This window comes from Taklimakanibacter deserti (assembly GCA_003574785.1).
In genome coordinates this window covers 279,395-302,216 of record QORU01000001.1, presented here as the reverse complement: position 1 = coordinate 302,216, position 22,822 = coordinate 279,395, and the positions used below count along the sequence as shown (strand labels likewise).

At 63.1% G+C, this 22,822-nt stretch carries 22 protein-coding genes and 1 pseudogene; 13 read left to right on the top strand and 10 right to left on the bottom strand.

Features of this window, described 5'->3' with window-relative positions:
* Nucleotides 1-5: 5 nt before the first annotated feature.
* Nucleotides 6-263, top strand: coding sequence for a hypothetical protein (locus tag DS839_RS01350; RefSeq protein ID WP_119268476.1), 258 nt, complete (start codon nucleotides 6-8; stop codon nucleotides 261-263).
* On the top strand, nucleotides 238-558 hold the full coding sequence (gene grxD / locus DS839_RS01345; protein WP_119268475.1) for a Grx4 family monothiol glutaredoxin: 321 nt from the start codon (nucleotides 238-240) through the stop codon (nucleotides 556-558). The genes DS839_RS01350 and grxD overlap by 26 nt, the downstream gene beginning before the upstream one ends.
* A gap of 37 nt (nucleotides 559-595) precedes the next feature.
* Here the strand turns inward: grxD and DS839_RS01340 are convergent, their stop codons facing one another.
* Nucleotides 596-1,351, bottom strand: coding sequence for an SDR family NAD(P)-dependent oxidoreductase (locus DS839_RS01340; RefSeq protein WP_119268474.1), 756 nt, complete (start codon nucleotides 1,349-1,351; stop codon nucleotides 596-598).
* A gap of 63 nt (nucleotides 1,352-1,414) precedes the next feature.
* Here DS839_RS01340 and DS839_RS01335 point away from each other — a divergent pair, with 63 nt between their 5' ends.
* The 6 genes and pseudogenes from DS839_RS01335 to DS839_RS01310 all read left to right on the top strand — a co-directional run bounded on the left by DS839_RS01335 (nucleotide 1,415) and on the right by DS839_RS01310 (nucleotide 6,108).
* The gene (locus DS839_RS01335) at nucleotides 1,415-2,389 is read left to right on the top strand and encodes a DMT family transporter (protein ID WP_119268473.1); all 975 of its coding nucleotides are present in this window, start codon (nucleotides 1,415-1,417) and stop codon (nucleotides 2,387-2,389) included.
* Between the two features lie 4 nt (nucleotides 2,390-2,393).
* Nucleotides 2,394-3,269 (top strand): DMT family transporter, encoded by an 876-nt coding sequence (locus tag DS839_RS01330; protein ID WP_119268472.1) that lies wholly within the window; start codon nucleotides 2,394-2,396, stop codon nucleotides 3,267-3,269.
* Between the two features lie 94 nt (nucleotides 3,270-3,363).
* Nucleotides 3,364-4,608, top strand: coding sequence for an MFS transporter (locus DS839_RS01325; protein WP_119268471.1), 1,245 nt, complete (start codon nucleotides 3,364-3,366; stop codon nucleotides 4,606-4,608).
* The gene (locus DS839_RS01320; protein WP_119268470.1) at nucleotides 4,605-4,988 is read left to right on the top strand and encodes a hypothetical protein; all 384 of its coding nucleotides are present in this window, start codon (nucleotides 4,605-4,607) and stop codon (nucleotides 4,986-4,988) included. The genes DS839_RS01325 and DS839_RS01320 overlap by 4 nt, the downstream gene beginning before the upstream one ends.
* A 139-nt stretch (nucleotides 4,989-5,127) precedes the next feature.
* Nucleotides 5,128-5,397 carry an usg protein gene (locus DS839_RS01315; protein WP_438816481.1) on the top strand — a complete coding sequence of 90 codons (270 nt, stop codon included), beginning with the start codon at nucleotides 5,128-5,130 and terminating at the stop codon, nucleotides 5,395-5,397.
* Nucleotides 5,398-5,479: 82 nt separating this feature from the next.
* Nucleotides 5,480-6,108, top strand: a pseudogene (locus DS839_RS01310) (hypothetical protein).
* Nucleotides 6,109-6,174: 66 nt separating this feature from the next.
* Here the strand turns inward: DS839_RS01310 and rpsD are convergent.
* Both rpsD and DS839_RS01300 read right to left on the bottom strand, forming a co-directional pair.
* Entirely contained in the window at nucleotides 6,175-6,792 is a 618-nt protein-coding gene (rpsD, locus tag DS839_RS01305) for a 30S ribosomal protein S4 (RefSeq protein WP_119268834.1), read from the bottom strand.
* 224 nt (nucleotides 6,793-7,016) lie between these two features.
* Nucleotides 7,017-8,825 carry a PHA/PHB synthase family protein gene (locus DS839_RS01300; RefSeq protein WP_119268833.1) on the bottom strand — a complete coding sequence of 603 codons (1,809 nt, stop codon included), beginning with the start codon at nucleotides 8,823-8,825 and terminating at the stop codon, nucleotides 7,017-7,019.
* 112 nt (nucleotides 8,826-8,937) lie between these two features.
* Here DS839_RS01300 and DS839_RS01295 point away from each other — a divergent pair, with 112 nt between their 5' ends.
* Together DS839_RS01295 and murI are read left to right on the top strand one after the other, a co-directional pair.
* Entirely contained in the window at nucleotides 8,938-9,756 is an 819-nt protein-coding gene (locus tag DS839_RS01295; RefSeq protein WP_119268468.1) for an RNA methyltransferase, read from the top strand.
* Entirely contained in the window at nucleotides 9,753-10,571 is an 819-nt protein-coding gene (gene murI, locus DS839_RS01290; protein WP_119268467.1) for a glutamate racemase, read from the top strand. The genes DS839_RS01295 and murI overlap by 4 nt, the downstream gene beginning before the upstream one ends.
* Before the next feature lie 307 nt (nucleotides 10,572-10,878).
* Here murI and glpX read toward each other — a convergent pair whose 3' ends face one another.
* From glpX to DS839_RS01260, 6 genes are all read right to left on the bottom strand, one after another.
* Nucleotides 10,879-11,838, bottom strand: a complete 960-nt coding sequence (gene glpX / locus DS839_RS01285; protein WP_119268466.1) for a class II fructose-bisphosphatase — start codon at nucleotides 11,836-11,838, stop codon at nucleotides 10,879-10,881.
* Nucleotides 11,839-11,857: 19 nt separating this feature from the next.
* Nucleotides 11,858-13,153, bottom strand: coding sequence for a homoserine dehydrogenase (locus DS839_RS01280; RefSeq protein ID WP_119268465.1), 1,296 nt, complete (start codon nucleotides 13,151-13,153; stop codon nucleotides 11,858-11,860).
* Nucleotides 13,154-13,223: 70 nt separating this feature from the next.
* On the bottom strand, nucleotides 13,224-13,349 hold the full coding sequence (locus tag DS839_RS36840; protein ID WP_119268464.1) for a DUF2474 family protein: 126 nt from the start codon (nucleotides 13,347-13,349) through the stop codon (nucleotides 13,224-13,226).
* Nucleotides 13,346-14,347, bottom strand: coding sequence for a cytochrome d ubiquinol oxidase subunit II (gene cydB, locus DS839_RS01270; RefSeq protein WP_119268463.1), 1,002 nt, complete (start codon nucleotides 14,345-14,347; stop codon nucleotides 13,346-13,348). The genes DS839_RS36840 and cydB overlap by 4 nt, the downstream gene beginning before the upstream one ends.
* Nucleotides 14,344-15,768 carry a cytochrome ubiquinol oxidase subunit I gene (locus DS839_RS01265; RefSeq protein ID WP_119268462.1) on the bottom strand — a complete coding sequence of 475 codons (1,425 nt, stop codon included), beginning with the start codon at nucleotides 15,766-15,768 and terminating at the stop codon, nucleotides 14,344-14,346. Before DS839_RS01265 ends, cydB begins: the two co-directional genes overlap by 4 nt.
* A gap of 203 nt (nucleotides 15,769-15,971) precedes the next feature.
* Nucleotides 15,972-17,219 carry an MFS transporter gene (locus tag DS839_RS01260; protein ID WP_119268461.1) on the bottom strand — a complete coding sequence of 416 codons (1,248 nt, stop codon included), beginning with the start codon at nucleotides 17,217-17,219 and terminating at the stop codon, nucleotides 15,972-15,974.
* Between the two features lie 116 nt (nucleotides 17,220-17,335).
* Here DS839_RS01260 and DS839_RS01255 point away from each other — a divergent pair, with 116 nt between their 5' ends.
* From DS839_RS01255 to DS839_RS01245, 3 genes are all read left to right on the top strand, one after another.
* Nucleotides 17,336-20,386, top strand: coding sequence for a CHAT domain-containing protein (locus DS839_RS01255; RefSeq protein WP_119268460.1), 3,051 nt, complete (start codon nucleotides 17,336-17,338; stop codon nucleotides 20,384-20,386).
* A gap of 269 nt (nucleotides 20,387-20,655) precedes the next feature.
* Complete coding sequence (locus tag DS839_RS01250; protein ID WP_119268459.1) at nucleotides 20,656-21,867, top strand: NADP-dependent isocitrate dehydrogenase; 1,212 nt, start codon at nucleotides 20,656-20,658, stop codon at nucleotides 21,865-21,867.
* A 154-nt stretch (nucleotides 21,868-22,021) separates the two neighbouring features.
* Nucleotides 22,022-22,501: a GFA family protein gene (locus tag DS839_RS01245; protein ID WP_119268458.1), complete on the top strand. Its 480-nt coding sequence runs from the start codon at nucleotides 22,022-22,024 to the stop codon at nucleotides 22,499-22,501.
* Here the strand turns inward: DS839_RS01245 and DS839_RS01240 are convergent.
* Nucleotides 22,446-22,727 carry a DUF6356 family protein gene (locus DS839_RS01240; protein WP_438816480.1) on the bottom strand — a complete coding sequence of 94 codons (282 nt, stop codon included), beginning with the start codon at nucleotides 22,725-22,727 and terminating at the stop codon, nucleotides 22,446-22,448. The two genes, DS839_RS01245 and DS839_RS01240, sit on opposite strands and share 56 nt — an antisense overlap.
* Nucleotides 22,728-22,822: the final 95 nt, after the last annotated feature.

Sequence of the window (22,822 nt, the reverse complement as noted above, 5' to 3'; positions counted from 1 at the left end):
CAAGGATGCCCGATCCGATCGCGATTGCCCTAATTCTAGCGATTGTCGTGGCGGGTCTGGTGTTTGTTGTGCTGCGCATATTGAGCAGGCGGAAGGAATATGACTGGCAATTGTCTTATCGGACCCGCGAGCCGAATACGCTGATGAGACAGAGCAACGCCGCCTTATGGCTGGCCGAGAAGTCGGCCGAAGAGCGTCATGAGGAACATAGGGACTATCTGAGAGAGCGAGCTAAAAATGACCGACATCAAGACCTGGATTGACAATGAAGTGAAGTCGAACGACGTGGTGCTGTTCATGAAGGGCACGCCGGAAATGCCGATGTGCGGCTTCTCCGGCCGCGTCGTGCAGATCCTCGATCATCTCGGCGCCGATTATAAGGGCGTCAATGTTCTGGACTCGGGCGACCTGCGCCAGGGCATCAAGGACTATTCGAACTGGCCAACCATTCCCCAGCTTTATGTGAAGGGCGAGTTCGTCGGCGGCTGCGATATCGTCACCGAGATGTACCAGTCGGGCGAGCTCAAGACGCTTCTGGCCGAGAAGACCGCCGCCTGATCTGACCGCCCGCGAGTCTCGAATGGCGCGCGGGCCCTTACCGCGGCCCCATCCGCAGGGCGCCGTCGAGCCTTATGGTTTCGCCATTGATCATCCTGTTCTCGACGATGTGAACGGCGAGGCTCGCGAATTCGGCCGGATCGCCGAGGCGTGACGGGAACGGCACTTGCGCCGCGAGGCTCTGGCGATAGTCTTCCGACACCGTCATAAGCATCGGCGTCATGAAGATGCCGGGAGCTATGGCGTTGACACGGATGCCTGAGGAGGCGAGATCGCGCGCCGCCGGCAGTGTCATGCCGACGACGCCGCCTTTGGAGGATGCGTAGGCCACCTGACCGATCTGGCCTTCATAAGCGGCGATGCTCGCCGTATTGATGATGACGCCCCGCTCCCCGTCTATGGGATCGAGTTTGGCCATGCGGGCGGCAGCGAGCCGAAGCATGTTGAAGGTGCCGATCAGATTGACGTTGATGACCTTGGCATAATCGGCGAGCGGCAGCGCCCCCTCCCTTCCCACCGTCCGGCCAGATGGCGCAATGCCGGCACAATTGACGAGTACGCGCGCCGTCCCGTGCACTTCAGCCGCTTCATCGAGCGCATCGGCGGCCGTTTCCTGCGTCACGTCGCAGGCAAGTGCGAGGCCGCCGATTTCCTCAGCGACCGCCCTCGCAGCATCGAGACTGATGTCGAGGACGGTGACCTTGGCGCCCTTCTCCGCAAGCGCCCGCGCCGTCGCCGCCCCTAGTCCCGAGCCGCCACCCGTCACCACCCCCGCAATCCCCGAAATATCCATGATCGCTCCTTTCTGAGCTTGGCCCTCGGACTTTAGAGCACGGGCCGACCCCACGCATCACGCATGGCTGGCCCTCCCGGCTGGCGATTGACGCTCAGGCGTGCTTCGGGCAACTCACTTCCCAACCTCATGGCGGTCACTCATCCAACGACTTCGCACGCCTCCTCGCTCGCCTTCCTGGCCCTGTTGGGTGCGGGCATAGCGGTTGGCTTCTCGCCGATCTTTGCCCGGCTCTCGGACCTTGCTCCGCTCGCTTCCGGCTTCTACCGGCTGGCTTTCGCCGTCCCCGCCGTCTGGCTCTTCGCTTGGGCAAGCGGCGATCGGATCGATCCCGTTTCCGCTCTCAGCCGCAGCGATCGCATCCGCCTCGTTCTTGCCGGGCTTGCCTTTGCCGCCGATATCGCTTTCTGGCATCTCGCCATCGCCCACACGACCGTGCTCGAGGCGACGCTTCTTGCCAGCACCGTGCCGATCATGGTGACGGTCGCTTCGGTTTTCCTCTTCGGCGAAAAGATCAAGACCTTGTTCATCGCAGGCCTCGGCCTGGCGCTGCTCGGCGTCGCGACCCTTGCCGCGCAGCGCACCGGCGCCGTCGTGACGCCGCCCGACCGGCTGCTTGGCGGCATCTATGCGCTGCTCGCCGCTTTGTTCTTCGGCCTCTACCTCTTGATCATCGCCAATGTGCGCCGCCACAGCTCGACGACGACCATCATGTACTACATGACGTTCGTGGCGGCGCTCGCCCTCCTGCCCTTTGCCTTAGCCATGAGCCCAACGCTGTTGTCAGGCTCGCTCGCGGGCTGGCTGATCCTTCTCGGCCTCGCTGTCATCAGCCATGCCGGCGGCCAAGGGCTCATGACCTTCGCGCTGGCCCACTTGCCCACCTCCTTCTCGTCGATGACCGGCCTCCTGCAGACCGCCGTCGCCGCGGTCGTCGCCTGGATCCTGTTCTCCGAGCCATTGACCCCGATGATGCTGGCGAGCGGGGCTGCGATCCTCGCCGGCATCTGGCTCTGCCGCAAAGCCACGACGAGCTAAAGCCATGGATCGAGCGAAGCCCTTCGCCGCTTTGCTGCTCACCATGCTGATCTGGGGCATGACGCCCGTCTTCCTGCGCTCGCAGTCCTTGGGAATAGGCCCCGCCGACTCCCTCGTCATCCGCTATATCCCGATCTCCCTCGTTTGGATCATCGTGCTCGCCGTGACCGGCGGCTGGCGCATCGCGAGACGCGATTGGCCGCGATTGCTCGTCGTCTCGCTGGTCGGCCTCCTCGGCTATGCCCTGGCCTCGATGTATGGCTTCGCCCATGTGCCCGCGGGCATTGGCGGGCTCATCTACGCGACGCAACCCTTGTTCGTCGCCCTTCTGGCGGTGGTGATACTGGGCGAGAGGCTGACGCTCTCCATCGTCCTCGGACTGATCCTCGCCATATTGGGCACTGTCCTGCTCTTGTGGACCGATCTCACCAACATCGACCTGGGCCAGTCCTACCTCATGGGCGCGGTGCTGCTGCTTCTCGCCTGTTTCGCCTGGGCCTTCTACTCCGTGCCGGGCAAGGCGATTTTCCAGCGCTATGGCCCCCTGCCCATCACCGCGATGAGCACGATCATCGCGACAGTGCCGATGCTTGCTTTGGCATCCCCCCAGACCATCGACACGCTGCACACCATGACCCTGCGGCAATGGCTGGAGGTGCTGTATCTCGCTTCGTGCTCGACCTTCATCGCCATGCTCGGCTGGACCTATGCCTCGGCAAAGCTTCCGGCCACGACGACCGGTCCGTTTCTCTATTTGATTCCGGTGATTGCGGTTCTTGCCGGCGTGCTCATCCTCGGCGAGACCGTGACCTGGCTGACCGTGCTGGGCGGCCTGTGCATCGTGCTCGGCGTTGCCGTCGCCCAGTTCGGGCCGCGATAGATCACGCGCCCAAGGCGGGTCCGGCATGAACAGAAAGCAGTTTGACCAGTTGGTCCAACACCCTATCCTGCGCGGCCCAACTTTCGAGGCGCCTATGAGCGAACAGACCTTGCCGAGAACCAAGCCCTGGTACTTTTTGCCGTCGGTCATCATTGTCGCCGGCTGCCTCGTCGCCATGGTCAATTTCGGCATTCGCTCGAGCTTCGGACTGTTCACCGGTCCGATCTCCGAAGCACATGGCTGGCCGCGCGAGACCTACAGCATCGCCATCGCCATCCAGAACCTGCTCTGGGGAATCGCTACCCCGATTTCGGGCGCCCTTGCCGACCGCTATGGCAGCGCTCGCGTCCTCATGGGCGGTGCGGTGTTCTATGCCGTCGGCACCGCCCTCATGGCCGGGGCGGCGAGCCCCGCCATGCTGCATTTCAGCGGCGGCATTTTGATCGGCATCGGCATCGCCGCTTCGTCCTTCGGCATTGTCATGGCCGCCTTCGGCCGGCTGGTACCGCCGGAAAAGCGGTCCTGGGCCTTCGGCATCGCCACCGCGGCGGGTTCCCTCGGCCAGTTCATCTTCGCGCCTCTGGGGGGCGCCCTGATCCCGGCCTTCGGCTGGTATCAGGCGCTGCTCATCCTCGCCGCCTGCGCCTTGCTCATGATCATCTTCGCTTTCCCTTTGATGGCGCAGAACACCTCGAAGAGCGCGCTGCCGCCCGGCGAAGCCGAGATGACCCTGCGCCAGGCGATCAAGGCCGCTTTCGGCAACCGCTCCTACAATCTGCTCACCGCCGGCTTTTTCGTCTGCGGCTTCCAACTCGCTTTCGTCACCGTCCATCTGCCGCCCTATCTGCAGGAGCATGGCATCAGCGCGGGCTTCGCCGGTCTCGCCATGGGCGCCATCGGCCTGTTCAATGTCGCCGGCTCCTATTATTCGGGCATCATCGGCGGCAGACACTCCAAGCGCATTCCCTTGAGCATCATCTATCTCTTGCGCTCCATCGCCATCGTCGCTTTCATCCTCCTGCCCGTCACCGATGTGACGACGATCATCTTCACCGCCTCGATGGGGCTTCTGTGGCTGTCAACGGTTCCTCTGACCATGGGCCTCGTCACCGTGTTGTTCGGCACGCGCTACATGGCGACACTCTACGGCTTCGTGTTCCTCAGCCATCAGGTGGGCTCCTTCTTCGGCGTCTGGCTCGGCGGACGGCTTTATGACCAGTTCGGCTCCTATGATCCGGTCTGGTGGATGGGGGCGGCGCTCGGTGTCTTCGCGGCCATCATCCATCTCCCGATCCGCGAGCAGCGCTCCACCAGCTTCGTGCAGCCAGCGCCGGCATGACGGGGACCTGGCCAGGTCACAAATTCGCCGCCGCCTTTGGCGGCCTCGTCCTCATCGTGTGGCTCATCGTCATGGCGGTGACCATGCGCCAGGCAGCACTTCCCCTCGAAGCGCCAGGTCCGCTGCTTGCCGTGTTCGAGCCGGGCATGAGCGAGGACGAGATGTTCGCCCGCATCATCGCCGCCAATGGCAAGCCGTTGCGTGGCACATGGCTGGGCTTCGTGTGGGTCGTGGCGGGCGAGGACAAGGGGCTGGCGGGCCGCCTCGAAAGCCAGGGCGCCATTGGCACCTATGCCGAATTGCCCTTCAATCCCTCGCTCGCCGGCTGCTTTGCCTATGCCGACGCCAAGGTCTCCGAGGTCTTTTCACTGCGACCATGAAGTGGCACCGGTTAGCAGCACTCTTCAGCATAGGCTGCTAAGCGTTTGAAAAATAGGCGTTAAATCAATCTTCATCGCCTTGACCGAACATGTCCGGTGTACCAGATTTGGATTCGCCGACTCTCAAGGAGGAATGGCGATGAGCGACAAAGCCTTCGAAGGTCAGTTGCGTGGCTGGAGTCTGACGACGGCGGAGATCATGTACCGCATGCCCGATCACCGCGACATCCTGCAGCTTTTCCTGTGGCAGGACTACGATCTCGCCCCGCAATTCCCGCGCCTCATCAAGTTTCTCGATTTCTGGACCCACAATCTCGATGGCCCCGTCTGCGAGGTGCGCGTGGCGCATTCGTCCATTGTCGGTCCGGCGGAGCTGCGCTTCGTCGGCAGCGAATGGCGATTGCACTAGATTTCTCGGGTCACAAGGGTTTGATTTTGCCGGCATCATCGCCAAGCTAGTTTGATCCGGGGACGCAACCCGGAGGATGACCATGACAAGGATTGCTGGACTTGCCGGAGCGTTTTTGCTCTGCGCGACAATAGCTGTCGCGGCGCAGGATACGTCGATGAGCTTTTTCGTGACCAGCGTCAACCCCGGCAAGGGTGGCGATCTTGGCGGGTTGGCCGGCGCGGACGCCTATTGCGCGAGCCTCGCGGCCGCAGCCGGCGCCGCGACGGGCAAGACCTGGAAAGCCTATTTGTCGACGGATGCCGAGAATGCCAAGGATCGTATCGGCGCCGGTCCCTGGTTCAACGCCAAGGGTGAGAAGATCGCCGACGATGTCGCCTCTCTCCACAGCGACAAGAACAATCTGACCAAGCAGACCGCCTCGACGAGAAGGGCAATGTCATCAACGGACGCGGCGACGATCCGAACCATCACGACATACTGACCGGCTCCAAGGCGGACGGCACGGCGGCGCCCGAGACCTGCGGCAACTGGACGATGAGCGGTGCCGAGGGCGCCGCGATCGTCGGCCACTCCGATCGCATGGGCCTGAACGATTCCGCCGAGGCGAAGTCATGGAACATGTCGCACCCGACGCGCGGCGGCTGCAGCATGGAAGCCTTCAAGGGCACCGGCGGGGCCGGCCTGTTCTACTGCTTCGTTGCGAACTGACCACCGGCGCAAAACAAAACGGCGAGGCAAAGCCTCGCCGTCGTGAAAATCCCGCAAGAGAACCGATCAGCGCGAATAATATTCGACGACCAGATTGGGCTCCATCTGCACCGGATAGGGAACGTCCGACAGGCCTGGCACGCGCGACAGCTTCGCGGTCATGGACTTGTGGTCGGTCTCGACATAATCCGGCACGTCGCGCTCGGCGAGCTGCGTCGCTTCGAGGAGCACCGGCAGCTCCTTCGACTTCTGGCGGACTTCGATGACATCGCCCGCCTTGAGCCGCATGCTGGGGATGGTCACCCGGCGGCCATTCACCTTGACATGGCCGTGGCTCACGAACTGGCGGGCGGCGAACATGGTGGGGACGAATTTGGCGCGGTAGACGAGCGCATCGAGGCGCCGCTCGAGCAGGCCGATCAGGTTCTGCGAGGTGTCGCCGGTCATGCGCGCCGCTTCCGAATAGATGCCGTAGAACTGGCGCTCGGAGATATTGGCATAATAGCCCTTGAGCTTCTGCTTGGCCCTGAGCTGCATGCCGAAGTCGGAGAGCTTGCCCTTGCGGCGCTGGCCGTGCTGGCCGGGGCCATATTCACGCTTGTTGATGGGGCTCTTGGGGCGACCCCAGATATTCTGCCCCATGCGTCGGTCGATCTTGTGCTTGGCTTGCACGCGTTTCGTCATCTGTAGCTCCAAAGTCTCGAAATAATAGGTGGCGGCCTTTGCGACCGCCGGGTTATTGAGCGAGCCCTCCTCTGCCGGTTGCCCGGCCGACAGGACCTTCGTTTCGCCAAGGAAAACCAGGTCCACAGGCAAGCAAAAACGCGGGAAGCCAAATGCGGCCCCGCGTTGGGAGCTTCGTGTAATGCACGCCCGAGGGCTTGTCAATCGGCCGCGCGGCTTAAGGATTACTCAGCCCTCACAAGCACATAGCTGCCAGGCGCGTCCTCGATCGCCTTGAGCTTGCCCTCACCCGGAACCCTGGCCTTGACCTTCTTGCCGGATTTGGGCGTCATCCAGGCGAGCCAATCGGGCCACCAGGAGCCCTTGTGCTCGGTCGCCCCCTTGAGCCAGTCCTCCAGCGTCTTGGCCCCTTTGTCATTCGTCCAATACTGGTATTTCTGCGCCTCGGGCGGATTGACGACGCCCGCTATATGGCCTGAGCCCGCCACCACGAGCCGCGTATCGCCGCCGAAATTCTGATCGAGCCGGAAGACCGACGGCAAGGGCGCGATATGGTCCTCGCGCGCCGCCAGATTGTAGATCGGCAGCTTCACCTTCTTCAGATCGATGCGCACGCCGTCCAAGGTCATCTGCGCCTGCGCCAGGCGGTTGTTGAGATAGCATTCGCGCAAATACTGGCTGTGCACGCCTGCCGGCATACGCGTCGAATCGCTGTTCCAGAACAGCAGGTCGAACGGCATCGGGTCTTTGCCCAGCATGTAGTTGTTGACGACATAGGACCAGATCAGGTCGTTCGACCGCAAGAGATTGAACGCATCGGCGACATGGCGGCCGGCGAGATAGCCCTTGTCCTTCATGCGCCCTTCGGCCCACTCGATCTGCTCCTTGTCGACGAAGACGCGCAGATCCCCGGCCTTCTCGAAGTCGACTTGCGTGGTGAAGAAGGTGACCGCGTTGACCCGCTCATCGCCCTTGGTCGCGAGATACCCCAAGCCCGCCGCGACCAGCGATCCGCCGACGCAATAGCCGATGACGTTCACTTTCCGGGTGCCGGCCGCCGTCTGGACCTGGTCGAGTGCTGCGAGGAAGCCGTCGCGCATGTAATCGGCGAAGGTCTTGTGGCCGTGCTTCTCGTCCGGATTGACCCAGGACACGACGAAGACGGTGAAGCCCTGCTCCGTCGCCCAGCGCACGAAGGATTTCTTGGGATTCAGGTCGAGAATGTAGAACTTGTTGATCCAGGGCGGCACGATGAGGAGCGGGATCTCGAAGACCTTCTCGCTCGCAGGCTGATATTGGATGAGCTGGAAGGTGTCGTTTTGGAAGACGACCTTGCCCGGCGTCGTCGCCACATTCTTGCCGAGCTCGAAGGCCGAAAGGTCGGTCTGCTTGATGCGCAGGCGGCCTTGGCCGGCCTTGATGTCCTCTTCGAGGTTCTTCAGCCCCTCGATGAGATTGGCGCCGTTGCTGGCAAGCGTGGCGCGCAGCACTTCCGGATTGGTCAAGGCGAAATTGGACGGCGAGACGGCATTGGCGATCTGGTCGACATAGAAGCGGGCCTTGTGGCGCGTATGGTCGTCGAGGCCTTGCGCCTCTTCGACGAGATCGCCCGCCCAGCGCGCCGACAGGAGATAGAACTGCTTGAGGAAATCGAAGACCGTGTTCTGCTGCCAGTCCTTGTCGGTGAAGCGCCGATCGCCACGCTCGGGGGCCGCGACCGGAGCCACCTCCTCGCCCAGCGCCTTGCGCCAGGCCGACTGCCACAATTCGCCATAGCTCGACCACAGCCGCATCTGGGCTTCCATGAGCTTTTGCGGATCCTGCGCATAGGACTGGGCGACGGTGGCCAGCGTCTTGACCACCTGCTCGATCGGCGTGACCTGGGCTTCCATGTCGCGTTGCGGATTGGGTGCGGTCTCGGCGAGGTTGCGGGCGATCTGGGCCGCCTGCTCGAAGACTTTCGCCATGTTGCGGGCGAACTGTGCCGGATCGGCGAGGCGGAAATCAGTCTGTTGCGTCTTACCGTCGTTCATGCATACCTCGAACAGGTCCAATATTGACGCAATTTACAAATCACGCAATCACAGATCGCATGTGACGATCCTGACATTTTCCCTTGCTCACGAATAAGTTAAGCGACACGCCATGGCCGGCACCGACAAGACGCAAGCCCATCCCTCAGGCCCCGCCCCGGCGGTCGTCCTGGTCAATCCGCAGCTTGGTGAAAATATCGGCACGGCGGCGCGCGCCATGGCCAATTTCGGCCTGCATGAGTTGCATATTGTCGATCCGAGGGACGGCTGGCCCAATGAGCGGGCGCTGAAAGCGGCCTCGGGCGCCGACTGGATCATCCAATCGGCCGTGATCCACCCGACCCTCGATGAGGCCCTCAAGGATTTCCATCGCGTCTATGCCACCACCGCCCGGCCCCGGGGCATGGTCAAGGAGGTGATCACCCCGGAACAGGCGGGAACCGACATGCGCGAGAGGATCGGCCGGGCTGAGAAGCTGGCGCTGCTCTTCGGGCGCGAACGCTGGGGTCTCAATAATGACGAAGTTTCGCTCGCAGATATCATCATCACCGCTCCCGTGAACCCGGCCTTCGCATCCCTCAATATCGCCCAGGCCGTGCTGCTCGTCGGCTATGAATGGTACAAGCATGAGGCCGAGACCCTGGGCCAGGCGACACCCGAGCTTCCCGCCCTTTCAGGGCCGGGCCTCATGACGCCCGATACCCGCCCGGCGACGAAAGACGAGCTTTATGGATTCTTTCATCATATTGAGAGTGAATTGGACGAAGCGGGCTTCTTCAAGACGCCTGAGAAGAAACCGGGAATGATCCGCAACATGCGCAACCTCTTCGCCAGGGCCGCGCTCACCGAGCAGGAAGTGCGCTCGCTGCGCGGCATCGTCTCGTCCCTCACCCGCACCCATCTCAAGAAGAAAGGCCAGGGCTCCGAATGATCGCCCCGCGCATCCTCCTCTTCGACAGCGGCATGGGCGGCCTCACCGTCGCCTCGGCGGTGAGGGCGGCCGAGCCCAAGGCGACCTTGATCTACGCGGCCGACAATGCCGCCTTTCCCTATGGCGCCTGGGATGAGCCCGCCCTCGTCAAGCGCATCGTCGCCGTCGTAGGCTCGCTCATTGCGCAGACCCGGCCTGATCTCGTCGTCATTGCCTGCAACACCGCCAGCACCTTGGCGCTCGCCGCCTTGCGCGAGGCCTATCGGGTTCCTTTCGTCGGCACCGTTCCCGCCATCAAGCCCGCCGCCGAGCAGACGAAATCGGGCCTCATCGGCGTCCTGGCGACGCCCGGCACCGTCAATCGCGAATATACGAAGACGCTCATTCACACCTATGCCTTTCACTGCAAGGTGTTCCTGCATGGCGCCAAGCGCTTGGCCGAGATTGCCGAAGCGAAGCTCAAGGGCCAGCCTGTCGACAAAGAGGAGCTCAGAAACGAGATCGCGCCGGTCTTCCGCAAGCGTGACGGCCGCATGACCGATGTCGTCGTGCTCGGCTGCACCCATTATCCGCTGTTGCTCGAAGAGATCCGCGACGTAGCCCCCTGGCCCGTGACCTATATCGATCCGGCACCGGCCATCGCGCGGCGTGTCAGCGAACTTCTGCGCACGGCGGCCGTCAATGGCGTGGCGGTCACGGGTGTTCCCGGCGGGACCGTCTATCTCACTTCGGCGCGCGGCCGCGGCTCCGAGAGCCTCGCGGCCTATGCATCGATGGGCTTCGGCGCCAATGAGGTGCTGGATCTGCCGGTATGAAAATCCGCCTCAGGCCATTCTACTGATCTGGGATGCCTTTGGTCCGAATCCAGGGTGAACGAGGCGTCGTTCTTTCGGCCTCCCAATCGGTAGGCAAATCCAGAACCGGCAACAGGCTCGGATCATCATCGATCACATGCCCCAATCCGACGACACGATAATTGGACGCGACGTTCTCATGGCCTTCACCGCATAAAAAGCACCAGTCGCCGTCTGCGCGAGAGACCAGCAAGACAGGTCTCTTCCTCTCAAAGACGTGTAAGCACACATAGGCCTTTTGATGCCTGTCCATCTGGATTGTGCTGACTCAATCTCCCGCATCGGCGCGGCGGCGGTTCTTGATCCAGCGCACCGTGCCGGTGGCCGAGCGCATCACCACCGTCTCGGTCGTGACATGCTCCTTGTCGAAGCGCACGCCGCGCAAGAGCGATCCGTCGGTGACGCCGGTCGCCGCGAACATCACATCGCCCGAGGCCATGTCGTTGAGCGTGAACTTCTTGTTGAAGTCGGAGATGCCCATCTTGCGCGCCCGCTCCTTCTGCTCGGCGCTCGAGGTCACGAGCCTGCCCTGCATCTGCCCGCCGATGCAGCGCAGAGCGGCGGCCGCGAGCACGCCTTCGGGCGCCCCGCCGATGCCGAGATAGATGTCGATGCCGGTCTCGTCCGGATCGGCCGTATGGATGACGCCCGCGACATCGCCGTCGGTGATGAGCCTGACCGAGGCGCCGGTCTCGCGCACGCCGGCGATGATCTTCTCATGCCGCGGCCGGTCGAGGATGCAGGCGGTGATCTGCGCCATCGGCACGCCCTTCGCCTTGGCGAGGCGCGCGATGTTGTCTTGCGGCGAGAGATCGAGATCGACGGTGCCTTCGGGATAGCCGCCGCCAATGGCGATCTTGTCCATGTAAGTGTCGGGCGCATGCAGCAGGCTGCCGCCTTCCGCCATGGCGACGCAGGCGATCGAGTTCGGCATCGCCTTGGCGCACAGCGTCGTGCCTTCCAGCGGATCGAGCGCGATGTCGATGCGCCAGCTTTTGCCGCCGCCGACATGCTCGCCGATATAGAGCATCGGCGCCTCGTCGCGCTCACCTTCGCCGATGACCACGAGTCCGTCCATCTCGACGATGGCGTTGAGCGCCTGGCGCATCGCATCGACCGCCGCCTGATCGGCAAGCTTCTCATCGCCTCTGCCGCGCCAGCCCGCCGCGGCTATGGCCGCCGCCTCGGTGACGCGGGCGATCTCGATGGTAAGCATGCGATTGAGCATCAGGGTCCTCCAGAAAAGTCTAAAGCCGTTCGATACGGATCATACGCGGCTTGGCGGCGACATGCCCGTCTTTTTCGATCCGGGCGAGAGCATGACGCATGGATGAATCGAGTGTCTTATGTGTGACGAGCATGAAGGAGGCGATGGCGCCTTCCTTCGCGGGAGCCTTCTGCACGATGCTTTCGATCGACACCTTCTCGTCCGCAAGGATCCGGGCGATGGCTGCGACCGCGCCCGGCTTGTCATAGAGCTCGAGCGCCACATAATAGCCGCCTTCATGCGCGCGCTTCGGCGCCGCCTTGTATTTGCGCAAGTCTTTCGCCGGAAGGCCGAAAGAAGGCCTGAGATTGCCGCGCGCGATATCGGCGATATCGGAGAGCACCGCCGAGGCGGTCGGATGCGCACCCGCCCCGCGGCCTTCCAGCATCAGGTCGCCGGCGAAATCGCTCTGCACCACGACCGCGTTGAAGACGCCGTCGGTATCGGCGACCGGCGATCCCTTGGGCACGAGCGTTGGATGCACGCGCTGCTCGATGCCGTCGGCCGTCGCCAGCGCGACGCCGAGCAGCTTGACCTTGAAGCCCATCTCATTGGCGTTGCGGATGTCGGCAAGGGTCACCGCCTCGATGCCTTCGATGTCGATCTCCGCGACATTCACTTCCGCGCCGAAAGCGAGAGAAGCCAGGATGGCGAGCTTGTGCGACGTGTCGAAGCCGCCGATGTCGAAAGTGGGATCGGCTTCGGCATAGCCGAGCTGCTGCGCTTCCTTCAGCACGTCGGCGAAGCTGCGCCCCTCCTCAGCCATCTTGGTCAGGATGTAGTTGCAGGTGCCGTTGAGGATGCCGAAGACTTTCGTCGCCTGGTTGCCGGCGAGCGCCTCGCGCATCGTCTTGACGATCGGAATGCCGCCCGCGACCGCGGCTTCGAAATTGAGCGCGACGCCCTTGTCCTCGGCGAGCCTGGCGAGCGCCACGCCGTGATGGGCGAGGAGCGCCTTGTTGGCGGTCACCACCGCTTTGCCTGAAGTGAGCGCCGTCGTGACGGCGGATTTCGCCGGATCGCCATCGCCGCCGATCAGTTCGACGAATACGTCGATGGCGTCGGACCGGGCGAGAGCCTGAGGCTCGTCGAACCAGGCGAAGCGGGTGAGGTCATGGCCGCGATCCTTGGCCCGGTCTCTGGCGCAAATGCCGGTGATCTCGATGGGACGGCCGGCGCGGCGCGCGATTTCGGGCCCATGCTTGGCCAGGAGGTCCAGAAGCCCGGTGCCGACCGTTCCGAGCCCGGCGACACCCAATTTCAGCGATTTTACCATGATATCCGACAGGAAAGTTCAGTGCGGCCGTTCTTATGGCGGGAACGGCACGGAATGGCAAGGAACCGGCCTATAACCCGAGAGACAGTCTGATGACCCAGGCAACCGCCCCGACGGCAACAATGCCGGCGAGCCAGAGCAGGACGAACCAGGCAAACCTTTGCCAGAGGGGCCTGTCGCCCGGTGTCGCCGTCAATGATAGCCCTCCGTGCCGACCTTGCCGCGGAACACCCAATAGGCATAGGCAGTATAGGCGAGGATGATCGGGATGAGGACGACGGCGCCGATCAGGAGGAAGCCCAGGCTCTCATCGGGCGCTGCCGCGTCCCAGATGGTGAGCGTCGGCGGCACGATATAGGGATAGAAGCTGATGCCGATGCCGATGAAGGACAGCACGAAGAGCGCCAGCGATGCGAGGAACGGCGTCAGCTCTTCGCGGCGCAGGATGCCCTTGATGAGGACGTAGGCCGCGATCGCCACGAGCAGCGGCACCGGCACGGTATAGAGCATGCGCGGCCAGGTGAACCAGCGCTCCATGTAGAGCGGCTCGAGGAACGGCGTCCACAGGCTGACCAGGCCGATGAGGATGAGGGTCGCCGGGCCGAGGACGAGGGCGAAGCGATGCGACTTCTCCTGCATCGCGCCATCGGTCTTGAGGATGAGCCAGGTGGCGCCGAGGAGCGCGTAGCCGACCACCAGGGCAATGCCGGTGAACACGCTGAACGGTGTCAGCCAGTTCCACCAGCCGCCGGCATAGGCGCGGTCGGCCACCGGAATGCCCTGCACGATGGTGCCGAGCGCTATGCCTTGCGCGAAGGTGGCGGCGATCGATCCCGCAGCGAAGGCCCAGTCCCACAGGAACTTGCCGCGATGGGTGCGCCAGCGGAATTCGAAGGCGACGCCGCGGAAGACGAGCGCCAGCAGCATGATGATGATCGGCGCATAGAGGGCCGGCATGATGACGGCATAGGCGAGCGGGAAGACCGCGAAGAGACCGCCGCCGCCCAGCACCAGCCAGGTCTCGTTGCCGTCCCAGACCGGCGCCACCGAATTCATCATCCGGTCGCGATCGCTTTCCGATTTGTAGAACGGGAACAATATGCCGATGCCGAGATCGAAGCCGTCCATCACCACATAGGCAAGGACGGCGAAGGCGATGAGCGCGGCCCAGATGAAAGCGAGATCGATCGTCATCGCAAGCCCTCCCTCTGCGGCTGCAGTTCGCCGACCGATTCGAGCGCCGGCGCCGGCACGATGCCAGCCGATCGCAAATGCGCATCGCTCGGACTGTCGGGCTCGTCCGGGATGGGCGGCTTCGCCATCAGGCGCAGGATATAGAAGATGCCGGCGCCAAAGACGGCAAAATAGACGACGATGAAGGCGATGAGCGAGGCCGCCACCGCTTCCGCCGCGACCGGTGCCGCCGAGTCGGCCGTGCGCAGGAGCCCATAGACGGTATAGGGCTGGCGCCCGGCTTCGGTGGTGACCCATCCGGCGAGCACGGCGACGAAGCCCGTGGGCCCCATCAGGAGTGCCGCGACAAGGAGCGGTCGCGAAACATAGAGGTTCTTGCGCAAGCGTCCCCAGAGCGACCACAGGCCGACCACCAGCATGAGGAAGCCCAGGCCCACCATGATGCGGAACGACCAGAAGACGATCGTCGCATTGGGCCTGTCCTCTTTGGGCCAGTCCTTGAGGCCCTGCACCACGCCGTTCCAGTCATGGGTGAGGATCAAGCTGCCGAGCTGCGGGATCGCCACTTCATAAAGCGTCTTCTCGGCTTCCATATCGGGCCAGCCGAAGAGGATGAGCGGTGCTCCGGCGCGCGTCTCGAAATGGCCTTCCATGGCGGCGATCTTGGCCGGCTGGTGCTCGAGCGTGTTGAGGCCGTGCTGGTCGCCGACGAGAACCTGTATCGGCGCCACCAGCGCCAGCATCCACATCGCCATCGAGAACATGACACGGGCATGCGGGTTGACGCTGTCGCGCAACAGATGCCAGGCGCCGACCGCACCGACGACAAGCGCCGTGGTGAGGTAGGCCGCGATCACCATATGGACCAGGCGATAGGGGAAGGACGGATTGAAGATGATGGCCCACCAGTCGACCGGCATGAACTGTCCCGCGGCATTGACCGTATGGCCGCTTGGGGTCTGCATCCAGCTGTTCGCCGACAGGATCCAGAAGGCCGACAGGAAGGTGCCGAAGGCGACCATCGCGGTGGCGACGAAATGCAGGCCGCGTCCGACCTTGTTCAGGCCGAACAGCATGACGCCGAGGAATCCCGCTTCGAGGAAGAAGGCGGTGAGCACCTCATAGCCCATCAAGGGACCGATGACGGGACCGGCCTTGTCGGCGAACACGCTCCAATTCGTGCCGAACTGGTAGCTCATCACCAGACCTGAGACGACGCCCATGGCGAAGGTGACGGCGAAGATCTTCTTCCAATAGTGGAAGAGCGCCAGAAAGGTGTTGCGGCCGGTTGCGAGCCACAAGCCTTCGAGCACCGCGAGATAGCTTGCGAGACCGATGGTGAAGGCGGGGAAAACGATGTGAAAGCTGACGGTGAAGGCGAATTGCCAGCGGGCCAAGAGGACCGGATCGAAGCCATCCATTGCGGCAAGCCTTCAGATGTCGACGTTGCCCCTAACCTGCGGCAAACACAGCACTGTTGCAACACCTCATCTGTCGCAGCGGGCCTCCATGGCCGCCCTTGAGGCGGCCATCCAGACTCTTAATTTTGGCGCGTGATCGGACGGAAAACCGGTGTCCACTTTTCCTGATCACGCGCCTGCGACTTTTTGCGGGGGCTCCGTTGCTAATGCTTGCCGTCCAGGTGGCGTATCCGGCGCAGCTGCGGAAACCATATCGCCCACAGAAGAGCGACGGCGACGGTGCCGATGCCGCCGAAGACGACGGCCGGCACCGCGCCGAACAAAGCCGCCGATATGCCGGCGCGAAACTCGCCCAGCTCGTTGGAGGCGCCGATGAAGACGATGTTAACCGCGTTCACGCGTCCGCGCACCTCGTCCGGCGTCCATAGCTGGATGAGGGTTTCGCGCACATAGACGCTGATCATGTCGCAGGCGCCGGCGAGCGCCAGTGCCAGGACCGAGAGCCAGATCGCCGTCGAGGCGCCGAATACGGTGGTGAACACACCGAAGCCCGCGACGAAGATGAACATGATGATGCCCGCATGATCGCGAATGGTATTTCGCGCCAGCCACCCGGCGACGAAGAGTGCGCCGATGCCGGGAGCGGCGCGCAGCAGGCCGAGGCCCCAGGGTCCCGCATGCAGCACGTCGCGCGCATAGACCGGCAAGAGCGCCATGGCGCCGCCGAGCAGGACGGCGAAGAGATCAAGCGAGATGGCGCCGAGCACGACTTTCTCCGACCACACATAGCGGAAGCCCGCGAACAGGGTCGCAAGGCTTTTTGCCTGGCCCGAGATGCGTTGCACCGGCTTCGGGATCAAGCCGACAAGAACCGCGCCGATGGCCATGAGGACGAGAGCCGTTCCATAGGCCGCAGTGGCCGAAAGTCCGTAGAGCAGGCCTCCCGCCACCGGTCCGGTAATCGTCGCGATCTGCCATGAGGAGGAATTCAAGGCGATCGCGTTGCTCAGGGCAGCCGGTGGCACCAGATTGGGCAGGAGCGATTGCGATGCCGGTCCCATGAAGGCGCGCGCCACGCCGAACACCGCGAGCAAGGCGAAGATCGGCCAGACTTTCGTGGCGCCGCTCACGGTGATGACCAGCAGTCCGGCGCAGATCGCGGCTTCGAGAACGAGACATATCGCCATGATGGCGCGCCGGTTATAGCGGTCGGCCACGGCGCCGGTGATCAGCACCAGGAGCAGCAGAGGAAGGAACTGCACCAGTCCGACGATGCCGAGATCGAAGGGGTCGCGGGTCAGGTCATAGACCTGCCAGCCGACAGCAACGGAAATGATCTGCGTCGCGAAGGCCACCAGAAGGCGTGACAGCCAGTAATACAGGAATCCGCGGTGACGAAAGGCATAATTCTGCGGGGTCCGGTCTGGCGGGGAGGAATCGGCGGCGGTCATCGCGCCGACGATATGCGCCCTGCCCTCGTCCCTGTCAAAAGCGCTGGCGCAACAGGACCTTGCGTCAATCGTGGAGGTTCAATAGGCTTGCGGGTCCAAATGGCCGGATCGCATTGATGATGCGCCTTCTGATCAAGGCCGCCATGGTGCTTATGGCGCTGGGCGGCGCCTCTATGGTTGCCGAGGCCCAGGATGCCGCCGCGCCGCCGCCGGAAGCGGTTGTGCCGCTGCCCGACAGCGCCGCGGTGAAGCTCGCTTGTCCGGATGCGTTGAGCATCTATGAGATCGCTGCCGGCGGGCGGCAGAAATCCATGCCGCAGGTTCCGCAGCGCCCGGTCACGTCTTCGCTCGATCCGGCCGAGCGCGCCGCCCAGAAGGAATCCAAGATCGCGGAAACGCGCAAGCGGCTTGCCGATGCCATCCGTAAATACGGCGAAAAGAGCAACCGGGCAGCGGCAGCCTATCGCCTGCTGGCGCGCGATTATCGCGATGCGGCGCAATATGAGCAGGCGGTCGATGCGCTGGCGGCCGCGGCCCGCATCTATCAGGACTCAGGGTTGAACCGGCGCGCCGAGTTCGGCGATCTCCAGATGGAGCTCGCTCAGACCTACACCAACAAAGGCGATCGCCTGAGCGGGCGCGCCATGTATGACTCAGCCCGGACGGCCTATGAAGCCGTTCTCGGCGAAAAGCATCCCAAGGTCGCGCTTGCTTTCCACAATATCGGCAAGATCGATCTCAACATGACGCAGTTCGAGGCCGCTCTTTCGGCCTTCCGGACGGCGCGCGAGATCTATGAAGCCAACCTTCCCGCCGAGACGAGCCGCCTCGCCGAGCTTCTCATCGACACGGCGAGCCTGCATGCGCGCCTGGGCAATCGCGAAACGGCTCTGGCGCTGGCCAATGAGGCGGTGACGCTCAGCCGCGACCGGCTGGGCGATGGGCATCGCACCACGGCCTTGGCGCTTCATTTCGCCGGGACCATCAATCGCGGCATGGGAAAGTCGGAAGCGGCTCTCAAGGATCTGGGGGCGGCCTTGCGCATTTACACAGGCCCCGACTCGCGCGCCCAGCGGCGCATCCCGGAAGTCCTCGATGATGTCAGCGTCGCCTTCGTCCGCGCCGGCTGTCTCGATGAAGCCACGCGCGTCCAGAATCTTTCGATCGAGCATTATGTTGCCGCCTATGGCGCGACGCATGACCGCGTGGCTTCCGCCTATCACCGCCTCGGCGGCATCTATCGCGAGAACCGGAAATTCACCGAGGCCCGGCCACCTCTGTTCAAGGCGGCCAAAATCTATGAGAGCATTTTTGGTCCGAATCATCGGCGCATCGCCGATGTCTATTCCGACCTCGCGAGCTCCGCCGCGCGCATCGGCCTCAACAGCGAGGCCCTGACCTATGGCCTGCGCGCCTTGCGCATCCGCAGCCTGCACAAGCAGGCTGCGCCCGAGGACTTGCGGCAAAGCTACTGGTCGCTGTCGCAGGTTCTCAATCAGCAGGGCAATCTCAATGCCGCCATCGCCTTCGCCAAGATGGCGGTCAATATCAACCAGGAGATTCGCGCCCAGAACCGCAATCTTCCCGAGGAGCTCACCAAGGCGCTCGCGGCGCGCTATCGCGAGCTCTACGAATATCTGGCCAATATGCTGATCACCGCCGGGCGCCTGCAGGAAGCCCAGCAGGTCCTCGACCTGATCAAGCAGCAGGAATTGTTCGATTTCGTCCGCCGCGACGACGCGGAAGCCGCCGATGTCGATGGCCGCGCCGCCCTGACGCCGACCGAGTCCGATCTCTCGGGCCAGATCATGGATCTGGTCGACGCGCCGATCACGGCGGCCCGTGAGATCGAGAAGCTGAAGAAGAAGGCCGCCGATATCGGCCTCAGCAAGGACGAAGAACGCCTCGTTCAGGCTTTGGAAACGACACTCTCCCAGCAGTTCCGCAAGCAGCAGACCGATATCGAGGCCCTTCTGGACGAGGTGGCGAATGCCGATCGCCAGATCGAGCGCGAGGTCGGGAAGCTCGATCTCGATCTGGTCGACGCCACTCAGGAGCGTCTCAAGACCATGAAAGGACGCGCGGTCGAATTGCAGATCGCGAGCCTCGACACCGCACTTCACATCTTCCTGACGACGGAACGCACCGGCATCCACAAATCGGTGCCGGTCGGGCGCAAGGAGATGGCGCTTCTCGTGTTCAGGGCCTGGAGCGCCACATCCCGCCGCGATCCCGACGCGAAGCTTCATCTCAAGCGGCTCTACGACATATTGGTGAAGCCGGTCGAGGCCGAGCTCAAGTCGTCACATGCCGATGTCCTCATGTTCAATCTGAGCGGCGTCCTGCGCTATGTGCCCTTGGCCGCACTCCATACCGGCGAGCGTTATCTGATCGAGGACTATGCCATCGCCCTTTCGACGACGGCCGCCAATACGCGCTACGAAGCCACGCCGCGCGAGCGCAGCAAGGCGGCGGGCTTCGGCGTCACCAAGGAGCATGTGGGCTTCGCGCCCCTGCCCGGCGTTGCCGAGGAGCTCGAGGCCATTTTCGACGGCAAGGACGCCAAGGGCCATCTCGGCGGTTTCCCGCGCATGGATGAGGATTTCAGCAACCTGTCGCTCGGCGATGCGCTGAAGGCGCATCCGCTCTATCTCCATGTCGCAAGCCACTTCCGCCTGGTGCCGGGCGATGCCGGCAAGTCAGTGTTGCTCCTGGGCGACGGCCGCAGCCTGTCGCTCGATGAATTCCGCAAGGACGAGAAATTCAGATTGACCGATCTCGACCTTCTCGCTTTGTCGGCCTGCGAGACGGCGGGCGGCGTCGATCAGACGGGAGCGGAGATCGAGAGCTTCGCGTCCGTCGTCCAGAAGCGCGGCGCTTCTTCGGTCATGGCGACCTTGTGGCCGATCGCCGACTCATCGACATCGCTGCTGATGTCGGGCTTTTACAAAGGCTTTTTGGCGGAAGGCCTCGACAAGGCCACAGCCTTGCGCCGCGCCCAGATCGCCATGCTGAAGGGCGAGATGGCGCCTGCCGGGATGGTCACCGCCTCGCGCTCGGCCAATGAGGTCGTCGACATCTCAGCCGCCGATGCGCCCTTGGCCGAACCCGGCTTCCAGCATCCCTATTTCTGGTCGGCCTTCATCCTCATGGGCAACTGGCTCTGAGACATTTTCCCTTCTCCCGCGCAAAGCGTGGGAGAAGGTGGCCGATAGGCCGGATGAGGGCTCTTTTGCGCAGCACGTGCTGATCTCAACGAGCATTCCTTGCTGAGACAAAGAGCCCTCACCCGCCCTTCGGGCACCCTCTCCCATCCTACGGACGGGAGAGGGGGAAACGATGGGCCGTGCTTCCTACTTCGGGATTTGCTCATCCTCCACCTGCTTGCTATAGGCACGGCTCCTTCCGAACATCCAAGCATGAAGAGGCTGGTTCCATGGCAAAAATAAAGGTCGCAAATCCGGTGGTCGAGCTGGATGGCGATGAGATGACGCGCATCATCTGGGAGCTGATCAAGACCAAGCTCGTCCATCCCTATCTCGACATCCCGCTCGAATATTACGATCTTTCCATCGAGAACCGCGACAAGACCAAGGACCAGGTCACCATCGATGCCGCCAATGCCATCAAGAAGCACGGCGTCGGCGTCAAATGCGCCACCATCACGCCGGACGAGGCGCGGGTGAAAGAGTTCAATCTCCACCAGATGTGGAAGTCGCCCAACGGCACGATCCGCAACATCTTGGGCGGCGTCATCTTCCGCGAGCCGATCATCTGCTCGAACGTGCCGCGCCTGGTGCCGGGCTGGACCAAGCCGATCATCGTCGGCCGCCACGCCTATGGCGACCAGTACCGCGCCACCGACTTCAAATTCCCCGGCAAGGGCAAGCTCTCGATCAAGTTCGTCGGCGAGGACGGCAAGACCATCGAGCATGAGGTCTTCTCCGCACCGGGATCGGGCATCGCCATGGCGATGTACAACCTCGATGAGTCGATCAAGGAATTCGCCCGCGCGTCCCTGAATTACGGCCTCAACCGCAACTACCCGGTCTATCTGTCGACCAAGAACACCATCCTCAAGGTCTATGACGGACGCTTCAAGGACATCTTCCAGGAGATCTACGACAAGGAGTTCAAGGCGGAGTTCGAGAAGCGCAATATCTTCTATGAGCACCGGCTGATCGACGACATGGTGGCCTCGGCGCTCAAATGGACCGGCGGCTATGTCTGGGCGTGCAAGAACTATGACGGCGACGTGCAGTCCGACACCGTGGCCCAGGGCTTCGGTTCGCTCGGCCTCATGACCTCGGTGCTGATGACGCCCGACGGCAAGACGGTCGAGGCGGAAGCGGCCCACGGCACGGTCACGCGCCATTACCGGCTGCATCAGGAAGGCAAGCAGACCTCGACCAATTCGACAGCCTCGATCTTCGCCTGGAGCCGCGGCCTCGCGCATCGCGCCAAGCTCGACAACAACGAGGCGCTGAAGAAATTCGCCCGCACGCTCGAAGAGGTGACGGTGGCGACGATCGAGAGCGGCAAGATGACGAAGGACCTTGCGGTGCTGGTCGGTCCCGACCAGGCCTGGCTGTCGACCGAGGGCTTCATCGACGCCGTCGACAAGGCGCTGCAGAAGGCGATGGCCTGACGCATAGCCCCGAAAAGTCCATGGCCGCCCTTGAGGCGGCCATCCAGACTTTTCGGATAAGGCTATGCGCCCGACAACACTTCCAGCGTGGGTCTGCTGACGGAAATTGGCAGGCCCTTCGGATAAGGGTGGGCTCCGATCAAAGGAGACGAATATGGCTGGACCGGTCTTCACAGGCGGCTGTCAATGCGGTGCGGTACGCTATCGCATTGACGGTCCCTTGGGCCGGCCCGGCATCTGCCATTGCCGCATGTGCCAGAAGGCCTTCGGGAGCTGGGGCGCGGCCCTCGTCTCCGTTCCTGTGGCGCAGCTCACCTGGACGCGCGGCCGGCCGGCGGAATTCCGCTCATCGGCCATCGTCGCCAGGGGCTTCTGCACCCAATGCGGCACCCCGCTCCATATGAAGGAAGATGGCGATCCTACTTATGAGATCGCCATCGGGACGCTCGATGATCCGGAAAAGGCCGCACCCATCGAGCAGGCGGGCGTCGAGGCCGAGCTCACATGGTTCAAGTCGCTCTCCGGCCTGCCGCGCCAGAAGACCGAGGACTACCGCAGCCCCGATGATATGGCGAAGCTCAGGAGCTTGCAGCACCCTGACCATGATACGGCCGAGTGGCCGCCGAAGCGCTGACGGCGCCGCTTTGCGCCATCGCCTTGCGCCGCGCCGCGATCTCCGCATGCATGTCGATGATCGCCTGCGAGGCCGTGGTCTCGCAGAGCGCGGGAACGAAGGCGTGCAGGAAGGCGGCGCCCGCGGCCTTGAACAGCCGTCCGCTGAAGGTGAGCGCGAAGAGCATATGCTCGAAATAGCCCTCGCCGACCTTGTGCGGATGGGCGAAGAAAAGGCGCTGCATCATGGGGCTTCCTCCAAACTGGAACAGACACAGATATTCTCACGAGATTCGCGTGATTTCGTCCCAAATATGATTGCTCCGAAGGCAAATATTGGGAT

Excerpts from the sequence above, each read along its gene's own strand:
- DS839_RS01300 (WP_119268833.1), bottom strand. The coding sequence starts at position 8,825 with ATGAACGACGGTAAGACGCAACAGACTGATTTCCGCCTCGCCGATCCG.
- DS839_RS01255 (WP_119268460.1), top strand. The coding sequence starts at position 17,336 with ATGATGCGCCTTCTGATCAAGGCCGCCATGGTGCTTATGGCGCTGGGC.
- DS839_RS01315 (WP_438816481.1), top strand. The coding sequence starts at position 5,128 with ATGAGCGACAAAGCCTTCGAAGGTCAGTTGCGTGGCTGGAGTCTGACG.
- DS839_RS01260 (WP_119268461.1), bottom strand. The coding sequence starts at position 17,219 with ATGACCGCCGCCGATTCCTCCCCGCCAGACCGGACCCCGCAGAATTAT.
- DS839_RS01295 (WP_119268468.1), top strand. The coding sequence starts at position 8,938 with ATGGCCGGCACCGACAAGACGCAAGCCCATCCCTCAGGCCCCGCCCCG.
- DS839_RS01280 (WP_119268465.1), bottom strand. The coding sequence starts at position 13,153 with ATGGTAAAATCGCTGAAATTGGGTGTCGCCGGGCTCGGAACGGTCGGC.
- DS839_RS01245 (WP_119268458.1), top strand. The coding sequence starts at position 22,022 with ATGGCTGGACCGGTCTTCACAGGCGGCTGTCAATGCGGTGCGGTACGC.
- DS839_RS01250 (WP_119268459.1), top strand. The coding sequence starts at position 20,656 with ATGGCAAAAATAAAGGTCGCAAATCCGGTGGTCGAGCTGGATGGCGAT.
- DS839_RS01325 (WP_119268471.1), top strand. The coding sequence starts at position 3,364 with ATGAGCGAACAGACCTTGCCGAGAACCAAGCCCTGGTACTTTTTGCCG.
- DS839_RS01335 (WP_119268473.1), top strand. The coding sequence starts at position 1,415 with ATGGCTGGCCCTCCCGGCTGGCGATTGACGCTCAGGCGTGCTTCGGGC.
- murI (WP_119268467.1), top strand. The coding sequence starts at position 9,753 with ATGATCGCCCCGCGCATCCTCCTCTTCGACAGCGGCATGGGCGGCCTC.
- grxD (WP_119268475.1), top strand. The coding sequence starts at position 238 with ATGACCGACATCAAGACCTGGATTGACAATGAAGTGAAGTCGAACGAC.
- DS839_RS01350 (WP_119268476.1), top strand. The coding sequence starts at position 6 with ATGCCCGATCCGATCGCGATTGCCCTAATTCTAGCGATTGTCGTGGCG.
- DS839_RS01265 (WP_119268462.1), bottom strand. The coding sequence starts at position 15,768 with ATGGATGGCTTCGATCCGGTCCTCTTGGCCCGCTGGCAATTCGCCTTC.
- DS839_RS01340 (WP_119268474.1), bottom strand. The coding sequence starts at position 1,351 with ATGGATATTTCGGGGATTGCGGGGGTGGTGACGGGTGGCGGCTCGGGA.
- glpX (WP_119268466.1), bottom strand. The coding sequence starts at position 11,838 with ATGCTCAATCGCATGCTTACCATCGAGATCGCCCGCGTCACCGAGGCG.
- cydB (WP_119268463.1), bottom strand. The coding sequence starts at position 14,347 with ATGACGATCGATCTCGCTTTCATCTGGGCCGCGCTCATCGCCTTCGCC.
- rpsD (WP_119268834.1), bottom strand. The coding sequence starts at position 6,792 with ATGACGAAACGCGTGCAAGCCAAGCACAAGATCGACCGACGCATGGGG.
- DS839_RS01240 (WP_438816480.1), bottom strand. The coding sequence starts at position 22,727 with ATGATGCAGCGCCTTTTCTTCGCCCATCCGCACAAGGTCGGCGAGGGC.
- DS839_RS01320 (WP_119268470.1), top strand. The coding sequence starts at position 4,605 with ATGACGGGGACCTGGCCAGGTCACAAATTCGCCGCCGCCTTTGGCGGC.
- DS839_RS01330 (WP_119268472.1), top strand. The coding sequence starts at position 2,394 with ATGGATCGAGCGAAGCCCTTCGCCGCTTTGCTGCTCACCATGCTGATC.